At 63.4% G+C, this 19,270-nt stretch carries 16 protein-coding genes; 7 read left to right on the forward strand and 9 right to left on the reverse strand.

Annotated elements, in window-relative coordinates:
- Positions 1-25 precede the first annotated feature (25 nt).
- On the reverse strand, positions 26-874 hold the full coding sequence (locus tag CTATCC11996_RS04735) for a TauD/TfdA dioxygenase family protein (RefSeq protein WP_003073677.1): 849 nt from the start codon (positions 872-874) through the stop codon (positions 26-28).
- Between the two features lie 157 nt (positions 875-1,031).
- On the opposite strand from CTATCC11996_RS04735, the gene CTATCC11996_RS04740 reads away from it, so the two are divergent.
- A complete protein-coding gene (locus CTATCC11996_RS04740; RefSeq protein WP_003073679.1) occupies positions 1,032-2,054 on the forward strand; it encodes an AraC family transcriptional regulator in 1,023 nt (340 codons plus the stop codon).
- On the opposite strand, the gene CTATCC11996_RS04745 is transcribed toward CTATCC11996_RS04740, so the two are convergent.
- Positions 2,041-3,252 (reverse strand): M20 aminoacylase family protein, encoded by a 1,212-nt coding sequence (locus CTATCC11996_RS04745; protein WP_003073680.1) that lies wholly within the window; start codon positions 3,250-3,252, stop codon positions 2,041-2,043. The two genes, CTATCC11996_RS04740 and CTATCC11996_RS04745, sit on opposite strands and share 14 nt — an antisense overlap.
- Positions 3,253-3,336: 84 nt before the next feature.
- The gene (locus CTATCC11996_RS04750; protein WP_003073682.1) at positions 3,337-4,497 is read right to left on the reverse strand and encodes an ABC transporter substrate-binding protein; all 1,161 of its coding nucleotides are present in this window, start codon (positions 4,495-4,497) and stop codon (positions 3,337-3,339) included.
- A gap of 161 nt (positions 4,498-4,658) precedes the next feature.
- Between CTATCC11996_RS04750 and CTATCC11996_RS04755 the strand changes: the two genes are divergently transcribed.
- From CTATCC11996_RS04755 to CTATCC11996_RS04775, 5 genes are all read left to right on the forward strand, one after another.
- Complete coding sequence (locus CTATCC11996_RS04755) at positions 4,659-6,722, forward strand: molybdopterin-containing oxidoreductase family protein (RefSeq protein WP_034348245.1); 2,064 nt, start codon at positions 4,659-4,661, stop codon at positions 6,720-6,722.
- A gap of 144 nt (positions 6,723-6,866) precedes the next feature.
- Positions 6,867-8,477, forward strand: coding sequence for a sensor domain-containing diguanylate cyclase (locus tag CTATCC11996_RS04760; protein ID WP_003073685.1), 1,611 nt, complete (start codon positions 6,867-6,869; stop codon positions 8,475-8,477).
- 303 nt (positions 8,478-8,780) lie between these two features.
- Positions 8,781-10,376, forward strand: coding sequence for a flavin monoamine oxidase family protein (locus tag CTATCC11996_RS04765; RefSeq protein ID WP_003073686.1), 1,596 nt, complete (start codon positions 8,781-8,783; stop codon positions 10,374-10,376).
- Between the two features lie 30 nt (positions 10,377-10,406).
- Positions 10,407-10,904, forward strand: a complete 498-nt coding sequence (locus tag CTATCC11996_RS04770) for a c-type cytochrome (RefSeq protein WP_003073688.1) — start codon at positions 10,407-10,409, stop codon at positions 10,902-10,904.
- Positions 10,905-10,922: 18 nt separating this feature from the next.
- Complete coding sequence (locus CTATCC11996_RS04775) at positions 10,923-11,468, forward strand: RidA family protein (RefSeq protein ID WP_003073690.1); 546 nt, start codon at positions 10,923-10,925, stop codon at positions 11,466-11,468.
- Between the two features lie 91 nt (positions 11,469-11,559).
- Here CTATCC11996_RS04775 and CTATCC11996_RS04780 read toward each other — a convergent pair whose 3' ends face one another.
- The 5 genes from CTATCC11996_RS04780 to CTATCC11996_RS04800 form a co-directional block, all read right to left on the reverse strand.
- Complete coding sequence (locus tag CTATCC11996_RS04780; protein WP_003073692.1) at positions 11,560-13,188, reverse strand: MFS transporter; 1,629 nt, start codon at positions 13,186-13,188, stop codon at positions 11,560-11,562.
- Positions 13,178-13,588: a DoxX family protein gene (locus CTATCC11996_RS04785; protein WP_003073695.1), complete on the reverse strand. Its 411-nt coding sequence runs from the start codon at positions 13,586-13,588 to the stop codon at positions 13,178-13,180. Before CTATCC11996_RS04785 ends, CTATCC11996_RS04780 begins: the two co-directional genes overlap by 11 nt.
- A gap of 1 nt (position 13,589) precedes the next feature.
- Positions 13,590-15,479, reverse strand: coding sequence for an amidohydrolase (locus tag CTATCC11996_RS04790; protein ID WP_003073697.1), 1,890 nt, complete (start codon positions 15,477-15,479; stop codon positions 13,590-13,592).
- 73 nt (positions 15,480-15,552) lie between these two features.
- Positions 15,553-16,230 carry an isochorismatase family protein gene (locus tag CTATCC11996_RS04795; protein ID WP_003073699.1) on the reverse strand — a complete coding sequence of 226 codons (678 nt, stop codon included), beginning with the start codon at positions 16,228-16,230 and terminating at the stop codon, positions 15,553-15,555.
- Positions 16,231-16,315: 85 nt separating this feature from the next.
- A complete protein-coding gene (locus tag CTATCC11996_RS04800) occupies positions 16,316-17,035 on the reverse strand; it encodes a pirin family protein (RefSeq protein WP_003073701.1) in 720 nt (239 codons plus the stop codon).
- A gap of 177 nt (positions 17,036-17,212) precedes the next feature.
- Here CTATCC11996_RS04800 and CTATCC11996_RS04805 point away from each other — a divergent pair, with 177 nt between their 5' ends.
- Entirely contained in the window at positions 17,213-18,115 is a 903-nt protein-coding gene (locus CTATCC11996_RS04805) for a LysR family transcriptional regulator (protein ID WP_003073703.1), read from the forward strand.
- A gap of 110 nt (positions 18,116-18,225) precedes the next feature.
- Here CTATCC11996_RS04805 and CTATCC11996_RS04810 read toward each other — a convergent pair whose 3' ends face one another.
- Entirely contained in the window at positions 18,226-19,200 is a 975-nt protein-coding gene (locus CTATCC11996_RS04810; RefSeq protein WP_003073705.1) for a Bug family tripartite tricarboxylate transporter substrate binding protein, read from the reverse strand.
- Positions 19,201-19,270 lie beyond the last annotated feature (70 nt).

Raw genomic sequence — 19,270 nt, forward strand, 5'->3', positions numbered from 1 at the left:
CCTTGCCACGGGCGTCTTCCGATGCTCAAAAAGTCGGTGTGCCAATGATTCCCGCGCGCTCCATCTTTCGATAGCTGGGCGGGTAGTCCATCACCGCGTAATGCTGTGTCGCCCGGTTGTCCCAGATGGCGATGCTGCCGGGCTCCCAGCGCCAGCGGACCTGGTACTCGGGGATCGCGGCCTGGCTGATCAAGAACTGCAGCAGACTGGATGAGCCCTGGGTGAAGTCCTGGCCCACACGCACATTGGCGGGCGTGTGGAAGTTCGTGAAATGAGTGGTGAAGCCGCTGACAAACAGCACTTTTTCACCGGTTTCCGGGTGTGTGCGCACCACCGGGTGCTCCGCATCCGGAAACTGCGCCTTGAGGGCCAGACGCTTTTCCGCAGGCATGGCAGCGCCAAAGGTGCACTCAATGCTGTGGCGTGCCCGCAGCGGGGCTATCACGTCCTTGATGTGCGATGGAAGCATCTCGTAAGCCAGCGCCATATTGGCCCACATGGTGTCGCCGCCAACCGGCGGACATTCGACGCAGCGCAGCACACAGCCCATGGGCGGCACCTCGCGCCAGGTGGCATCGCAATGCCAGGAGTTTTCATACCGGTCCAGCGGCTTGTCCGGCGTCTTGTAGATCTGCACCAGGCCGGGATGCTCGGGGTCGCTGCCGACCACCGGGTGATCCTCCAGCTCGCCAAAGCGCCGGGCAAAACCGACATGCTCGGCGCGACTGATACTCTGGCGACGCAAAAACAGTACCTTGTACTTGAGCAAGGCCGCCTTTATCTCTGCGAAAAGCCCGTCATCGTGCAGCGCATCCGCCAGTTGCACATCGACCAACTCCGCGCCTATGGCACAGGTCAGAGGGTTTATCTGCATAACTGTCTCCTACCTTTTTTTGAACCCAGGCTTGTTGCAGGTCACTGCCGCCCGGTAAGTCCACTGTAGAAAACCTGTGTCACATAGGTTGTGCATTTCATGCCGCACCTTATGCATCTCATGCCAGAATTTCCACGCCTCTATGCATGGAGCAGTCATGGTCACTTTTGTGCGCGCGGCATCTCTTACAAATTTCTCGGAACTCTTCAGCGAGCTGGGTGGAGACCCTGATGCGGCATTGCGTCGCGCGGGGCTACGACCCGCCGTGGTGCGCGAACAGGACCAGCTGATTGATGCGCTGACGGCCGGGCGCTTGCTGGAAGAAGCTGCAAGCATCACTGGTTGCGAAAACTTCGGCCTGCGCATGGCCCAATCGCGGCAGGTTTCAAACTTCGGTGTCGTCAGCCTTTTGTTGCTGCACCAGCCCACCTTGCGCAAGGTGCTGAGTACGCTGATCGAGCATGTGCACATGCTCAATGAGTCGCTGGTGATTCATATGGACGACGCCAATGGCGTCGTGGTATTGCGCGAAGAGCTCACCCTGCCGGAGGCGCTTCCGCAATCCATGGAGCTGGCAATCGGCGTGCTGTTTCGCACCTGCAATCTGCTGCTGCATGAGCAATGGCGCCCGCAGCGCGTCTGCTTCAGCCACCCCGCGCCCGGCGACACCAGCCTGCACAAGCAGATGTTTCGTTGCCGCGTGGAGTTTGATGCCGACTTCAACGGCATTGTGTTTCGCACCGAGGACCTGGATGCTCCTAACCCCTTGGCCGACCCGGTTCTGGTGCGCTATGCCAAGACGATGGTGGACACCACGCAGCAGGACCGTCAGGCCTCCATCGGCCAGCAGGTGCGCAAGGCCATCTACCTCATGCTGCCGTCGGGAAATGCCACCTGCATCTGCGTGGCCCAAGGTCTGGGGCGCAGCGTACGGACCCTGCAGCGCGAGCTTGACAGTGAAGGCCTGAGCTTTACCAACCTGCTGCAGGAGGTTCGCTCGGATCTTGCCCAGCGCTATGTGCGCAACCCTGACTACCCCGTGGGCCAGATCGCCTCCATGTTGGGCTACAACAGCCACAGTGCCTTCACACGCTGGTTCAGCTCGCTCTTTGGCTGCCCGCCCGAGGTCTGGCGTGAAAGAAATCTTCCACCCAGGACCCAAGCCTTCAAGCGCGCGTAGGCTGGTCCAGCCAGCGCTGGGCCAGCTTGACCCAGAAAGTCGCGCCCAGCGGAATCAGCGCATCGTTGAAGTCGTAGCTGGGGTTGTGCAAGGTGCAGGGACCACCGCCATGCCCCAGGGCACGGTGATCACCATCGCCGTTGGCGATAAAGCAGTAGGCGCCGGGCTTTTCCAGCAGCATGAATGCAAAGTCCTCGGCCCCCATGGACGGCTCTTGCGGCACCACACCGGCATCGCCCAGAATCTCGCGCATCACGGCCTGGGCAAATTCGGCCTCGGGGGCCGTGTTGATGGTGGGCGGGTAGTTGCGCACGAACTCGAACGTGCATTGCGTGCCATGAGCTGCACAGACGGCCTCGCTGATCTGCTGCATGCGCTGCTCGATGAGGTCCAGCACCTCCAGCGTGAAGGTACGCACCGTGCCCTGCAGCTCCACGCTGTCCGGCACGACGTTGGTAGCCTCGCCGGCATGGACCATGGTGACCGACACCACGCCCGCCTCAATGGGCTTGACGTTACGGCTGACGATAGTCTGGAAAGCCATGATGAGCTGGGCCGCCACGGGTACCGGATCCACCACCATATGCGGCATGGCCGCGTGGCCGCCCTTGCCGCGCACCACGATCCTGAATTCGTTGCTGGATGCCATGGCAGGCCCGGCCCCCACGGCCATCGTTCCGGCCTTCATGCCCGGCCAGTTGTGCATGCCAAACACGGCCTGCATGGGGAACTGCCTGAACAATCCGTCGTTGACCATCTCGCGGGCGCCGCCACCACCTTCCTCGGCTGGCTGGAAGATGGTGTAGACCGTACCCTCGAAGCTGTCGCGATGCGCGGCCAGATATTGCGCCGCCGCCAGCAGCATGGCCGTGTGGCCGTCGTGACCGCAGGCATGCATCTTGCCCGCATGGCGGCTGGCATGGTCAAAGGTGTTGAACTCCTGCATGGGCAGGGCATCCATATCGGCACGCAGGCCGATGGCACGGCCGCTCTTGCCGCCGTCGCGGCCATGGATGATGCCCACCACACCGGTCTTGCCCAGACCGCGATGGATCGCTATGCCCCATTGCTCCAGCTTCGCCGCGACCAGATCCGAGGTCCGTATTTCCTCAAAACACAGCTCGGGGTGGGCGTGGATATCGCGACGCAGCGCGGCAATGTCAGGGGCGCTTGCTTGAAGTTCGGGCAGCAGGGCCATGCGCTCTCTCCTTGGGGTCATCAATGGCAAAGATGCCATGATGGCCCAAAGCGAGAGAGCCTGCGCCCTGCACGCCTCTAAGCCTCACACGCGGACCTTGCCGTCGCCTGTGAGCATGGACAGCTCGACAAAACGCGGCTTGCCGGCCTGTGGGCGGAAGGCGATGGGAAAACCCGCCACCTGCTGACCGTTCATGGCCTCCAGCGCCGCCACTAGTCCTTCGCGATTCAGACGGCCGGCGGCAGCGGCAGATTTCAGCGCCTCGCCCACGACACGTGCGGCCAGATAACCCTCCATGCTCGAGTAATCGGGCTGCAGCGACGCACCGCTTTTCTGCAGGGCAGCCTGAAACTCGCGTGCCAGCGGATGCGAGGTCTTGAACGGCGATGGCACGACCTGAGTGACCACCACCCCCTCGGCCTCCTTGCCCAAGGCCTGGGCCAGTGCCGAGGTGCCCACGAAGGAGACGTTGTAGAACTGCCCACCATAGCCAGCCTGGCGGGCCGCACGCACAAAGGCAGCGCTAGCCGCATAGGTGCCGACCTGCACGATGACATCGGCGCCCAGCGGCACCAGAGTCCTGACCGCTTTGGCCACATCCTGAGAGTTTCGCTCAACCGTCGCAGAACCCACGGGCTTGAGGCCATGGCCTTGCAGCGCCTGCGTCACACCCTCGAGACCGGACTGGCCATAGGCATCGTTCTGGTGAAACACCGCGATCTTCTGAAGGCCAAGGGAGACCAGTTGCCTGACCATGAGCGCGGTCTCGTCGGCATAGGAGGCACGCAGATTGAAGACCGTCTGCGCCAGCTTGGGGTCGCGCAGGCCGGCGCCCCCCGTCAGTGGAGCAATCAGTGGCAGCTTGGCTTTCTGCAGCAAAGGCAGTGCGGCCATGCTGGTGGGCGTTCCCAGATAGCCGAACAAGGCCATTACATCGTCGGCAATGAACTTCCGGGTATTGGCCACGCAGCGCTCGGGTTCGTAACCGTCGTCCAGCGTGCGCAGCTCCACCTGGCGGCGGCCGATGCCGCCCTGAGCATTGAGCTGATCGAAGTACAGCTTGGCGCCCTGCACAAACTGCATACCCAGCTGCACTGAAGGGCCGCTCAGCGCGCAGGACTGCCCAAGCACAATGGGCCCGCTCGAATCCTGGGCATAACTGGCGCCGGTCCAGTTCCCGGCGGCCACAACTGCGCCAGCAGTCATGAATTGACGACGATTCCACTCCACTCTCTTGTCCTGCATTGCTCTCGATCTCTCTCTACGGGCTACTCATTGCCACGGGCTGGATCAGCCCGTTCCTGGGGTCTTGCATCTCAGGTTTTTTGACATGGATGCGCGCCGCATAATAGGCCCACAAAATGGTCTTCAGCCGCAAACCGCTCCAGATTTTTCGAGCCCACGACATGCCTCATATCGTTCAAGTACGCGGCGCCTGCCCGCATGACTGCCCGGACACCTGCGCCCTGGTCACCACGGTGATCGATGGCACGGCCACCAAGGTGCAAGGCAATGCAGAACACGCTCACACGGGAGGTGTGCTCTGCGCCAAGGTCAGCAAGTACACCGAACGCACCTACCACGCTGGGCGAGTGCTGCAGCCTCTCAAACGCAGCGGCCCCAAAGGAAGCGGCCATTTCACCCCCGTGAGCTGGGACGAAGCCCTCGGCGATATCGCACAGCGCCTGCACGGCATCGCTCGGCGCGCGCCCGAAGCCATACTGCCCTACAGCTATGCCGGCACCATGGGACTGGTGCAGAGCGAGAGCATGGACCGGCGCTTTTTCCACCAGCTGGGCTCCAGCCTGCTGGATCGCACCATCTGCGCCAGCGCCGGCAGCGAGGCGCTGACCGCCACCTATGGCGGCAAACTGGGCATGCGTGTGGAGTTCTTTGCCGAAAGCAAGCTGATCCTGATCTGGGGCAGCAACAGCATTGCCAGCAATCTTCATTTCTGGCGCTATGCGCAGGAAGCCAAGCGCCAGGGCGCCAAGCTGATCTGCATAGACCCGCGCAAGAGTGAAACCGCCGACAAATGCCACGAGCACCTGCAACTGCTGCCCGGCACCGATGCGGCGCTGGCTCTGGCGCTGATGCACGAGCTGATCGTGCACGGCTGGCTGGACCATGACTACCTTGCCCAACACACCCTGGGCTGGGACGCACTCAAGGCCAGAGCCTTGCAATGGCCGCCCGAGCGTGCGGCCCTGATCTGCGGCCTGACGGTGGCGCAGATCCAGTCTTTGGCTCGTGATTACGGCACGACCAGGCCAGCGGCGATTCGCCTCAATTACGGCATGCAGCGCGCACGCGGCGGCGGCAATGCCGTGCGCGCCGTGGCCTGTTTGCCGGCTCTTGTCGGCGCCTGGCGCCACCGCGCGGGCGGGCTGCTGCTGTCTGCCTCGGGCGTCTCGCCTTTCAAGCGGGCTTCTCTTCAGATGCCGCAGTTGCTGGGAGAGCGTCGCCCACGCACGCTGAACATGAGCCAGATTGGCGATGTGCTGCTGCATGAGGGCGATGCCGGCTTCGGCCCCAAGGTGGAAGCCGTCGTGGTCTACAACAGCAATCCCGTGGCGGTGGCGCCAGAGTCGGCCAAGGTGGCTGCGGGCTTTGCGCGCGAAGATCTGTTCACCGTGGTTCTCGAGCATTTCATGACCGACACCGCAGACCATGCCGACTACGTGCTGCCTGCCACCACGCAGCTAGAGCATTGGGACATCCACGGCAGCTACGGTCATACCGATGTGCTGCTGAATCGCCCAGCGATCGAGCCCCAAGGTCAGGCGCGCAGCAATGCACAGATCTTTCGCGATCTGGCCATGCATATGGCCAGGCTGGACTCCGCTTTTGCAGCAGCATGTTTTTCCGAGTCTGATGAAACTCTATGTCGCACAGCAGTCTCGGGCACAGCTATTGATTTTGAAGTGCTGCTGCAACAGGGCTTTGCCCATATCCCGCTGCCCGATGCGCCGTTTGCCGAAGGCGGCTTTGCCACACCATCGGGCAAATGCGAATTCGACAACCCCGCCCTGGCCCGGTTGGGCATCAACACCTTGCCCGACTATCTGCCCAATTACGAGCCGCCCACGACGGCCTACCCGCTGGCCATGATCTCGCCACCCGCACGCAACTTTCTCAACAGCAGCTTTGCCAATGTGGCCAGTCTGGCCCGCATGGAAGAGCGTCCGCTGCTGGAGATGCACCCCGATGATGCAGCTGCGCGCGGCATTGCCGACGGTGACCAGCTGCGAGTGTTCAACCAGCGCGGCGAGCATGTCTGCCACGCCGCCGTCAACGGCCGCGCTCGCACCGGCGTGGTTGTGGGCCTGGGCATCTGGTGGCGCAAGCAGGGAGCCAACGGCACGAATGTGAATGAGCTGACGCATCAGCAGCTCACCGATATTGGCCGGGCGCCCTGCTTCTACGACTGCGCGGTACAGGTGGAAAAGTTCAAGGAGTTGTCAGCCTGACGCTGCTGCATTGTGGTTGACCATGAGCAGGGCCACGGCGCAAGCAACCATAATGCAGACACTCAATGAATATGCGGCCAGGGTCTGAGCCTGTCAGAGCACACAGGTACAGCGCAGAGCCGCCCTGCTCTCGCGACATCATCTGTGAAGAAATCTCTCCCCTGGCAACGCCGCCTCGCACCGACCCGACTTGACCTGCGCCGCCTGATTCTGGTCCTGACCATCTGCAGCGCGCTGATCCCGTTTCTCAACACTTTCTATGCCGGCTATCTGGTGCAGCGCCAGCAACTGATCGACAACACGCTCGAGGGTCACCATGCCTATGCGACCAAGCTGGCGCAGAGCACGGATGATTTTCTGCAATCCGCCCTGCAGCAGCTGGAATACAGCGCCAATCTGATGGGTGCACACATGAATGACGTGGACTATCTGGCCAAGGAGGCCACGCGTCTGCGCCTGCAAACCAAGAGCTTCAACTCCGTCACCATCATCGACCCCACGGGCTATGTGCTGGCCACATCGCCCGAAACCCTGCAGATCAAGGGTAAGACGCTGCAAAGTGCCGGGGTGACACAGACCTTGAGCACTCGTGGGCCCGTCATCAGCCAGCCCTACATGTCAATGGCCGGCAACTACATCGTCTTTGTATCGCAGCCCATTTTCGACCCTCAGGGCGAATTCCTGGGAGCGGTAGGCGGCAGCATCTACCTCAAGGAAGACAGCATCCTCGACACCCTGCTGGGCTCGCACTTCTACCAGGATGGCACCTATGTCTACGTGGTGGACCAGAACAGGCACATCATCTATCACCCCGACAACCACCGTATCGGCGATCAGGTGATCAACAACGATGTCATCAACTCCGTGATCCGGGGCGAGTCGGGTACGGCGCCGGTCGTCAACAGCAAGGGCGTGGAAATGCTGGCCGGCTATGCCGTCATCCATGCTTCGGGCTGGGGCATTGTGGCCCAGCGTCCCAAGGCTGCCACGCTGGCCCCGCTCAACAAGCTGATGCGCTCCGTGCTCTACAAGACCCTGCCCATCGCCCTGCTGATGCTGGTGGTCATCTGGTGGAGCGCGCGCCGCATTGCCAGCCCGCTGCGCCAACTGGCCAACGGCGCGCACGATATGGATAAGCCCGAGACGGCGCAGAACATTCAGGCCGTCAAGTCATGGTACTTCGAGTCCTACGAGCTCAAGAAAGCCATGCTCAAGGGCCTTGGCCTGCTGCAGCGCAATATCACCAAGCTGCGCGAGGACGTGAACACCGATCCGCTGACCGGCCTTGGCAATCGCCGCCATCTGGAGGCCGCCATCGGCGCCTTCCAGGCTCAGGCGCTGCCGTTCTCGGTGATTGCCATCGACATCGATCACTTCAAGCATATCAATGACGGCTTTGGCCACGATACAGGCGACGAGGTGCTCAAACAGCTCGCACGCACCATGCGCGAGGTCTCGCGTGTCGATGACCTGCCCTGTCGAGTGGGTGGCGAGGAGTTTCTGCTGCTGCTGCCCGGCACGGTGCTGGAGGCCGCCGCCCATGTCGCCGAGCGCCTGCGCCAGATGGTCGAGAAGATGGAGATACAGCCTGTGGGCCATATCACCATCTCGCTGGGCGTGGCCCACTGGCCCGACAGCGACCCCGATATCAAGGCCGTCTTCCAGCAGGCCGATGTCATGCTCTACGCGGCCAAGCGGGGTGGACGCAATCGTGTCATGGTCAGTGAGGCCAGCGAGCCTCCCAGCGAGCTCTGAGCCCGGCAGAGCCGTAGTTCAGTCCCCCACTTTCAAGGCGTATCCGCTGTCACAGCCGATACGCTTTTTTGCAGCTCATTGTGTGACTCCGTTGCACCAATTTGGTCATTAATGCTTCAAATTAGTGAGCATGCACCATACAAGTTAAGGGGATTGAACACAGGTTGACCTGAAATACATAACAAGCCACTGATTTCATTGAACTAATGCCCTGAGCCCCAGCCCTGGCACAGCTCTTGCTGAAAACCCTTGCCCCGCAGCCCCGGATGGACAGCGGAATACACAACAGCAAAGGAATTTCAGATGCCAGAGCCAAGCAAGCATGTCAGTCGCAGACAACTGCTCTCGATGATCGGAAAGGTCGCGGGCGGCAGTGCCATGTATCAAGCCATGAGTTCACTGGGATATGCCGCCGAATCGCATTACAGCGGTCCGGTCAAGCTCGGCAACGCCAGACCTGGTGCATCGGTTCTGGTGCTGGGCGCTGGCCTGGCAGGCATGGTGGCAGCCCACGAATTGCGTGCGGCCGGCTACAAGGTGCAGTTGCTTGAATACCAGAGTCGAGCCGGCGGCCGCTGCTGGACGCTGCGCGGCGGCGATGAGTTCAGCGAACTCGACGGTACACGTCAGAAAGTGGGCTTTGCCAAGGGCAACTACTTCAACCCCGGCCCCTGGCGCGTGCCCTATCACCATCATGCGATGCTGGACTACTACAAGCGCTTCGGCATCAAGCTAGAAGCCTTCAACCAGGTCAACTACAACGCCTATCTGCACAACAGCAAGGCCCTGGCTGGCAACCCGCAGCGCTTTCGCCATGTGCAGACCGATGTCTACGGCCATGTGGCCGAGCTGCTATCCAAGGCTACCAATCAGGGCGCGCTGGACCAGAGCGTCAGCCGGGAAGACAAGGAACGCCTGCTGGAGAGTCTGAAGGCCTGGGGCGTGCTGGACAAGGAGTACCGCTACCGCGCCAGCAATGCGGTCAGCGATTTCCGTGGCTACGACATCGACCCAGGCGGCGGCATGATGGCGCTGGCCAAACCTTCGACGCCCATGGGCCTGCACGAGCTGCTTGAATCCAATCTGTGGCGCCAGATGGGCGTGGGCAATATCTACGAATTCCACAGCACCATCTTCCAGCCCGAAGGCGGCATGGACATGCTGGCCCAGGCCATGGCACGCGATCTGGGCTCTGCCATCCGCTACAACGCCAAGGTCACCAGGATCGCCCAGAACGACAAGGGCGTGATCGTGGACTATGTGGACGCCCTCAAGCCCGGCGCCGCGCTGCAGGCCCGCGCCGACTGGTGCGTGTGCACGATTCCACTGTCCATTCTGAGCCAGATCGAAGTGCAGGCCGGAAGCGCCATGCAGAACGCGATTGCTGCCGTGCCCTACGGCAGCTCCATGAAAGTCGGACTGGAGTTCAAGCGCCGCTTCTGGGAAGAGGATGAGCGAATCTACGGCGGCATCAGCTACACCGACCTGCCGATCCAGCAGATCTCCTACCCCTCCACCGGCTATATGGGCCGCGGCCCCGCCGTGCTGCTGGGCGCCTATGCATTCGAGAACTCCAACAGCTACCGCTTCTCCTCACTCAAGCCGGCCGAGCGCGTTCGCCTGGCGCTGGAGTACGGCGCGCAGATCCATCCGCAATACAAGCAGGAGTTTCTCAACGGGGTATCGGTCGCCTGGCATCGCATGCCCTGGATCAACGGCTGCTTTGGCAACTGGACCGATGCACTGCGCGAGCAGCACTACAAGGATCTGGCCCAGATCGACGGTCGCCTGGTGCTGGCGGGCGAGCATGTCTCTTACATCCCCGCCTGGCAGGAAGGTGCCGTGCTGTCCTCGCTGGACGCAATCCAGCGTCTGCACGCCAAGGCCTCCAGTCTCTGATCGCCCATGTCTGCCACAAGGAACTTCACCATGCACACATTGCACCGTCTTTGCGCCGCTTGCGCCCTGGCCCTGGGTTTCTCCGGTGCCGTCCTGGCCCAATCACAGGGCGTGAAAACCCAGGATGTGAAAAACCTGCAAACGCTGCAGTCTGCCGCCGTTCTTTCCATCTCGCCCGCAGATACCCAGGCGTTGATGCAGAACTTCTCGGCAGTCCGTCCACGCTTCAGCCAGAACGGCGGAGAGACCCTGTACCAGGCCATCTGCCAGGGCTGCCACATGGTCAAGGGCGAAGGCGCCAAGGGAGCGGGCTTCTACCCTGCGCTGGCCTCCAACCCCAAGCTGGCAGCCGCTGCCTACCCGGCCTCGGTCGTCATGAACGGCCTGCACGGCATGCCGTCCTTTGCCAGCAAGCTGTCCGACGAGCAGATTGCCGACGTCGTGAACTATGTGCGCAGCAACTTCGGCAATCAGTACCCGGACAAGCTGTCTGCCGCCGACGTCAAACCCTTTCGCGTAACACCATAAATCCATTCAGGAGAGCACATGAACGCTCCATCCATCTTCAAGACCGCCACCACTGCCGCCCTGCTGGGAGCGGCAGTCCTGCTCACCGGCTGCGCTGCCACCACCTCCGGAAGTGGCGATGTCCTGCGTTACAGGACACCGGGCTCGACCTTCCCCATTGCTGCGGCCGTGGAGATTCCCACCGATGCACGCACTGTCTATCTCTCCGGCAAGGTACCGCCCGTGGTGGACAAATCCAAGCCCGCCACTGATCCTGCGGCCTACGGCGGCGATACCGAGGGTCAGACCGTCGCCATCCTCAAGGGCCTGGAAGATCAACTCAAGGGCATGAATCTCGGCATGAGCGATGTGGTGAAAATGCAGGTCTTCCTGGTGGCCGACCCCGCCAAGGGCAACAAGATGGACTTTGCCGGCTTCATGCGTGGCTACACCCAGTTCTTTGGCACGGCCGCCCAGCCCAACCTGCCCGCACGCTCAGCCTTCCAGATTGCAGCCCTGGCCAACCCGGCCTGGTATGTGGAAATCGAGGTCGTGGCAGTGCGTGCCGCCAAGCCCGTCAAGTGATGCAACGACCTCTGCTCCAGTCTCTGGAAAAATAAACCGGGTGGCATTCATCGCCTGTCCCGTCAGCGATGAATGCCGATTCCAGCGCCGCTCAGTGGGGGGAGCCCGTTTCCTGCTGGGTGCTGCGCGCATCGAGCGCCAGGAAGTGATGGACCACGGGCTTGTCCGGCCCCTGGTGGTAGCGCAAAGCAGCGGCCTGCAGGTCGGCGTCGGCCTTGGACACACGACCATGCTGGCGCAGATGCTCGGCCCAGGACTCGACCAGGAACCACTCGATCACCCGACCCGGCTCGCCGGTGTGCTCGGCCACGCCCCAGGCATAGGCACCGTCACGACGGCGCTCCTGGGCCACTTGCTGCATGGCCTGGAAAAAGGCGGCCAGGTCTTGATGCGCAATCCGGTACTCGACCTGAATCATGACCGGGCCACGATCGTGGGCCAGGGGTGCGGCCAGCAAAGGCTCGGGCCAGTGGTTTGACGGCTGCAGATCGGCCTCGCCGGTGGGCAGCTTGACGCGGTGGAAGACCAGGGACACAAGCACCAGGCCCACGGCTCCGATCAGCAGCGTGACCGGCAGGCCCAACTGGCCGGCGATCAGGCCCCAGCCCAGGCTGCCCAGGGCCATGGCGCCGTTGAACACCATCAGGTAGATGGCGAGACCCCGGCCACGCACCCAGTTGGGCAGCACCGCCTGGGCCACCCCGTTGAGCGTGGTCAGCGCAACAATCCAGCCCAGACCGAGTACCAGCATCAGCGCCACTGCAGCCCACTGGGGCGGCGCCAGGCTCAGCACTGCCATCACCACGGCACTGACCACCGAGGCCAACAGCACCAGACCGTCGGTGTCGAGGCGCTTGCGCAGCTTGGGCAGCAGCACGGCGCCCAGGATGGCACCGGCCCCCACAGCGCCCAGCATCACACCGTAGAAACCGGCCGTTCCGCCCAGCATGCGGCGTGCCACCAGGGGCAGCAAGGCCCAGACCGAACTGGCGAACAGGAAAAATACCGCAGCGCGCAGCAGCACCACATGCAGTTCGCGGCTGGCACGGGCATAACGCACACCGGCCCGGAAGGCACCGAAGAACTGCTCGTTGAGCGCCGAGGCCTCGGCCTTGGGGCGTTTCCACCAGATAAGGGCAGCGATCACGAACACATAGCTGAGCACGTCGAGGCCGTAGGCGGCGGCCGCACCGAAGCTGGCCAGCAGCAGGCCGCCGGCGGCTGGGCCGATGGCGCGGGCGATGTTGATGCCAAGGGAGTTCAGGGCCACGGCGCTTTTCAGCTCGCTGCGCGGCACCAGCTCGGGCACGATGGACTGCCAGGTCGGGCCCATGAGGGCGGCGCCGATGCCGCCCACAAAAGTCAGGGCCACCAGGTATTCCACCGTGAGAGTGTTGGTCTGTGCCAGCACCAGCAGCGTGCCGCTCACGGCGCCCAGCAGCACCTGCACGCCGATGAGGAAACGGCGGCGGTCCAGGATGTCGGACAGCACACCGGCGGGAATCGCCAGCAGGAAGACCGGCAGCGTGGCCGCCGTCTGGATCAGCGCGACGGCCGTGGGACTGGACGAGAGTTCGGTCACCATCCAGGCGCTGGCCACATCGCGCATGAAGCTGCCGATGTTGCCCAGCACCGTGGCGGCCCACAGCACGGCGAAGACGGGAATGGCGAGCGGCGCGAAGCTGCCCGAGTTTTTGGTGGTGGTGGTGTTATCCGGCACGGTGGCCTCCCAGGTCGTGCCAGGCGACGAGCAGCATGCCGCCCACCAGGCCCCAATGTTCAAAAAATGCGTTGGCGCTGCGCTGGCGCTCGGCCTGCGGCGCCGCCCAGAAGCGGTCGGCCAGGAAGGCAGCGGCCACGGTGAAGATCGCCAGCGCCAGGGCGCCCGCCCAGCGGTACCAGCCCGACACAATCAGCGCTGAAGCACCCAACTGCAGCGCGATGGTGGCCACCGTGATGGGCACGGCCGGCGCCAGACCGAACTGGCGCATCTCGGCGACCGCCCCGCGGAAGTTGCGGGCCTTGTCCACCCCGCCCTGCAGGTAGGCGGCGCACAGGCACAGCAGGGCCAGCGACTGCACCCAGGGTGCGGTGGCGGCAGAGCGCAGCGCCTCACCCATGTCACACCGCCCAGCAGGCGCAGCCCAGCGCGCCCCAGAAGCCCTTGAGATCGGCCACGGGCAGCTTGCTGCTCCACGCCGTAGCGTGGGCGTGGCCGTGCATGTTGCAGTTGCTGTCGCAGGCGCAGCTGGCGGCGGCATGGCGCATCACGGACTGCAGCGGCGCGCCTTCCTGCACACCCCAGGCGCCATAGCCCTTGAAGGTGCGCACGGGCGACCAGTCGGGCATGGCCAGCGGCGGGGCCGATTCGTCGAAGTCGGCAAAGGCGCCGGCGCCGTAGACCACCTTGCCGCCCACCACGGTGAGCAGGGCCGAGATATCGGCGATGTCAGACTCGGGGCAGGCGAAGAAGTCGCGGTCGGGCACGATGAGGTCGGCCAGCTGGCCAACCTGGATGCGGCCCTTCTTGCCCTGTTCGTTACTGAACCAGGTCACGTTTTCGGTCCACATGCACAAGGCCTGGTCACGGCTCAGACAGTTGCGCTGGGGGGTGAGCTGTAGGCCGCCCACAGTCTTGCCAGTGATGAGCCAGGACAGCGAGACCCAGGGGTTGTAGCTGGCGACGCGGGTAGCGTCGGTGCCGGCGGACACGTTCACGCCCTTTTCCAGCATGCGCTTGACGGGGGGCGTGGCTTCGGCCGCAGCCGCGCCGTAGCGCTCGACGAAATATTCGCCCTGGTAGGCCATGCGGTGCTGCACGGCCACGCCGCCTCCCAGGGCCGCGATGCGGTCTATGGACTTCTCGGAAATGGTTTCGGCATGGTCGAAGAACCAGTTCAGGCCGGCCAGGGGCGTGTCCTCGTTTACCTTCTCGAACACATTGAGCGCACGGTCGATGGTCTCGTCATAGGTAGCGTGCATACGCCAGGGCCAGCGGTTCTGGGCCAGGATGCGCACCACCTCTTCGAGTTCGCCTTCCATACCAGGCGCCAGCTCGGGCTGGGGCTGGCGGAAGTCCTCGAAGTCGGCGGCCGAGAACACCAGCATCTCGCCCGCGCCGTTGTGGCGGAAGTAGTCTGTGCCCTGCTTGTACTGCGAGGTAGAGGTCCAGCGCAGAAAGTCGTCCTTCTCTTCCTTGGGCTTTTGCGTGAACAGGTTGTAGGCCAGGCGGATGGTGAGCTGGTCGGCATCGGCCAGCTCCTGGATCACGTCGTAGTCATCGGGGTAGTTCTGCATGCCGCCGCCAGCGTCGATGGCGCCGGTCACACCGAGGCGGTTGAGTTCGCGCATGAAGTGGCGCGTGGAATTGACCTGGTAGTCACGCGGCAGCTTGGGGCCCTTGGCCAGCGTGGCATAGAGGATGGACGCATTGGGCTTGGCCAGCAGTAGCCCCGTGGGATTGCCGGCGCTGTCGCGCAGGATCTGGCCACCGGGCGGCTCGGGCGTGTCCTTGGTGTAGCCCACGGCGCGCAGGGCGGCTGCGTTGAGCAGGGCACGGTCGTACAGATGCAGGATGAAGACCGGAGTGTCGGGCGCCACGGCGTTCAGCTCGGCCAGCGTGGGCAGGCGCTTTTCCACGAACTGGTGCTCGGTGAAGCCGCCCACCACACGCACCCACTGGGGGGCGGGTGTCACGTCCACCTGGGCCTTGAGCATGGCCATGGCATCGGCCAGGCTCTTCACGCCGTCCCAGCGCAGCTCCATGTTGAAGTTCAGGCCACCACGGATCAAGTGCAGATGGTTGTCGATGAGCCCGGGCAGCGCACTGCGCCCGCCCAGATCGATACGCTTGGTCTGCGGGCCGGCCAGGGGCAGGACCTCGCGGTCGCTGCCGACGGCGCTGAAGCGGCCCTGGCTCACGGCCACGGCCGTGGCCGTGGGCTTGCTGCGGTCCAGGGTGGTGAAGCGGCCGTTGAACAGGATCAGATCGGGAGTGGTGGGCTGGGTCATGACGGTCTCAGGAAGTTCGGCGGCGCAAAGACTGCGCCGGGTTTCGTGGCAAGCAGGTAGATGGTGCGCTTTTTCAGCCTTCGTGGGCGCCGAACATGGTCTTGGCGTAGGTGATGCCGATGCCGTAGCCGCCGCCCAGCTTCTTGGCGATGCCTGTGGTCATGTCATAAGTCTCGGTGCGGGCCCAGTCGCGCTGCATTTCCAGCAGGTACTGCAGCGAGGTGATGGGCTGGGCTCCCGCCTGCACCATGCGGTCCATGGCGCGGTTGTGCGCTTCGGTGGAGATGTCGCCGCAGGCGTCGGCGATCACGAAGACTTCAAAGCCTTGGTCCAGGGCCGACAAGGCCGGGCCGACGATGCACACGCTGGTCCACAGACCAGCCAGCACGATGCGAGGCTTGCCGATCTCGTTGACCTTGTCGATCACGGCCTGGTCTTCCCAGGTATTCATCGAGGTGCGGTCCAGCAGGGCCTGGCCAGGGAAAGGCGAAGTCACTTCCTCGAACATGGGGCCGGAGAAGCTCTTCTCGGCCACGGTGGTCAGGATGGTGGAGGCCCCGAAACCGGCGGCGGCCGACGCGACCAGGGCGGCGTTGGAGCGCAGCTGCACGGGATCGATGGAGTGCGTGGCAAAGGCCATCTGCGACTGGAAGTCGATCATGATCAGCGTGTGGTCATGGGGGTTGAGCAGCTTGGCACCGGGCTTGGCGACGGCGACGGGATGGGCGATGGAGGCATTGGCGTTGGTCATGGTGAAACTCCTGGGTAAAAGGTGAGCGAGAGGCTGCAGGGAAAACAAGAAAGCAGAATGAAAACCGGAATGTGAAAACTGTTGCTTACAAGGTGGGCAGTTCGCGGGGACGCAGATCAAAGACCAGCACCTCGGCGTCTTCACCCTGATCGAAGCGCAGGGCCCCGGCGTTGCGAATGCGGGCTCCGTCGCCTTCGGACAGGCGCTCACCGTTCACGCTGAGACTGCCGCGGGCCACATGCACATAGACATGGCGCTCGGGCCCCACATCCAGCTCGGCGGATTCAGCGCCATCGAACAGGCCGGCATAGACTCGGGCGTCCTGGCGCACGGCCAGGGTGCCGTCTGCGCCTTCGGGGGCAATGATCAGGCGCAGGCGGCCGCGCTTGTCGGCATCGTCCACATGGACCTGCTGATAGCGTGGAGCGGCGCCGCGTTCGGCGGGCACGATCCAGATCTGCAGAAAGTGCACCGGGTCCTGGGTCGAGTGGTTGAATTCGCTGTGCTCCACGCCGGTGCCGGCGCTCATCATCTGCACGTCGCCGGGACGGATCACCGAGCCCGTACCCATGGAGTCCTTGTGCTCCAGGGCGCCGTCGAGCACATAGGAGAAGATTTCCATGTCGCGGTGGCCGTGGGTGCCAAAGCCCTGACCGGGGGACACATGGTCGTCATTGATGACCAGCAGATCCGAAAAGCCTTGCTGGTTGGCATCGCGGTAGTGGCCGAAGGAGAAGGTGTGGCGCGATTGCAGCCAGCCATGGTTGGCGCGACCGCGGTGGTTGGATGGGCGAACTTCAAGCATTTCTATCTCCTAAACAATCGATGGTGTTCACACTTCCTGCGGCTGGCCTGTCTGCCTTTTTCTGCTGCATTCCGTGTGGCGATGAATGAAGTATCCGTGGCCTGATATGCGGTTATGCTGAAAGAAAATCTTCTCAATCATCGATAATTTCGATGATTATTTTTCAGGCACCCCAATATGCTCAAACTCTCTCTGGAAGCCATCGAACTGGTGGACAACATTGCGCGCCATGGCTCGTTCGCCGGTGCGGCAGAGCGCCTGCACAAAGTACCGTCAACCATTTCCTATGCCGTCTCCAAGCTCGAGGAACAGCTGGGTCTGAACCTGTTTGTGCGCAACGGCCCGCGCGTCAGTCTCACGCCAGCGGGCGAAGAACTGCTCAAGGAAGGGCGCTGGCTGCTGGCGGCCGCGCGTCAGCTCGAATCGCGGCTGCGCCAGATCGCCACGGGCTTCGAGACCGAAGTGCGCCTGGTGCATGACTCGTTGATCCCCACCAGCGCCTTCGGCGCCGACATTCAGGCCTTCGAGGCGCTGAACAGCGGCACGCGTCTGCGCATCGGCAGTGAGACGCTGACCGGCACCTGGGAAGCCCTGCGCGAAGGCCGAGCCGACCTTATCGTGGCCGCGGGCGAAGGCCCGGCCGGCGGCGGCCACAAGGCCGTGGCCGTGGGCCAGCTCGATTTCGTGTTCTGCGTGACGGCCAGCCACCCGCTGGCGCGCTTGGGCCGGCCACTGGCGCGCAGCGACCTGCTGGAACACACCGCCGTGGTGGTGGGTGACGGCGCGCGCTCGCTGACCGACCGCACCGTGGGCCTGCTCACCGGCCAGCGACGCATCACCGTGCCGAGCATGCAGGCCAAGATCGAATGCCAGGCCGCCGGGCTGGGCCACGGCTTTGTGCCGCGCGCCTGCGTGCGTGTGGAGCTGGAGACTGGGGTGCTGGTGGAACTGGCGGTGGAAGAGCCGCGCCCGCCCGAAACCTTCTGGCTGGCCTGGCGCAGCGATGCCCGCGGCCGGGCCCAGCAATGGTGGCGCGAGCGCCTCAGCCGCCCACTGCTGCCGGGCATACTGCCCTATTGAAAACGGCCCTGCAACGCAAGGAGGCAGGGCCGTGGTGATGCGCGCCGACGAGGTCTACGGCAACGGCTCAAGCCATGCCCAGGACCTCGCGAAGCTCAGGAAAAGGTCGATCAGTCCAGCTTCACGCCTGCCGCCTTGATGACCTCACCCCAACGCTTGGCTTCGTTGCGTGCCAGTTGGTGGAACTGCTCGGGCGTACCAGGTAGGGCTTCCATGCCGAAGTCGGCCATGCGCTTGACCACATCGGGGTCCTTGAACGCTTTTTGCAGGTCTGCATTGAGGCGCTGCACGATGGCTGGCGGCAATCCCTTGGGACCCAGAATGCCCTGGAAGGCGTAGACCTCGGAATCCTTGAGACCCAGCTCGGCCAGCGTAGGCACGTTGGGAAGATTGGGCACGCGCTTGGCCGTGCCTATGGCCAGGGCTCGCACCTTGCCGGACTGAATCACGGGCAGGCCCGATGCCAGATCCAGGAACATGCAAGGCACCTGGCCGCCCATCACATCGGCCAGAGCGGGCGCGGCGCCCTTGTAGGGGATATGGGTCAGGCTGGTGCCGGTGCGGTTCTTGAACAACTCCATGGCCAGATGGTGGGGCGAGCCATTGCCGGGCGAGGCATAGTTGAGCTTGCCGGGGTTGGCCTTGGCATAGGCCAGGAATTCCTTGAAATCCTTGGCTTCGAACGCGGGGTTGACCACCAGCGCCATGGGGAAGCGGCTGATGCCGCCCACATAGGTGAAATCCTTGTCGGGGCTGAAGGGAAGCTTGCTGAACAAGTGTTCGTTGAACGCCAGGATGGCGTTGTCGGCCGACATGATGGTGTAGCCATCGGGCTTGGCCGAGGCAACGAGCTGGCCACCAATATTGGTCGAGGCGCCGGGACGGTTGTCCACCACGATGGTCTGGTTCAGCGTCTTGCGCATGGACTCGGCCACGGTGCGGGCCAACACATCGGTGCCGCCTCCTGGTGGGTAGGGCACAACCCAGCGCACGGGGTTGGCAGGCCAGTCCTGCGCCATGGCGAAGGGGGATGCAGCAGCAGCCGAGCTGGCTGCCACGGCAGCCAGGAATTGACGACGATCCATCGTTTGTCTCCTTGAGGGTGATGTAGGGGGGTGTGGAATGATTTTTGGACCCCGCCAAGCTGCCTGCTTT

Origin of the sequence: Comamonas testosteroni ATCC 11996 (genome assembly GCF_000241525.1) — a bacterium.
Classification (GTDB): Bacteria; Pseudomonadota; Gammaproteobacteria; order Burkholderiales; family Burkholderiaceae_C; genus Comamonas; species Comamonas testosteroni.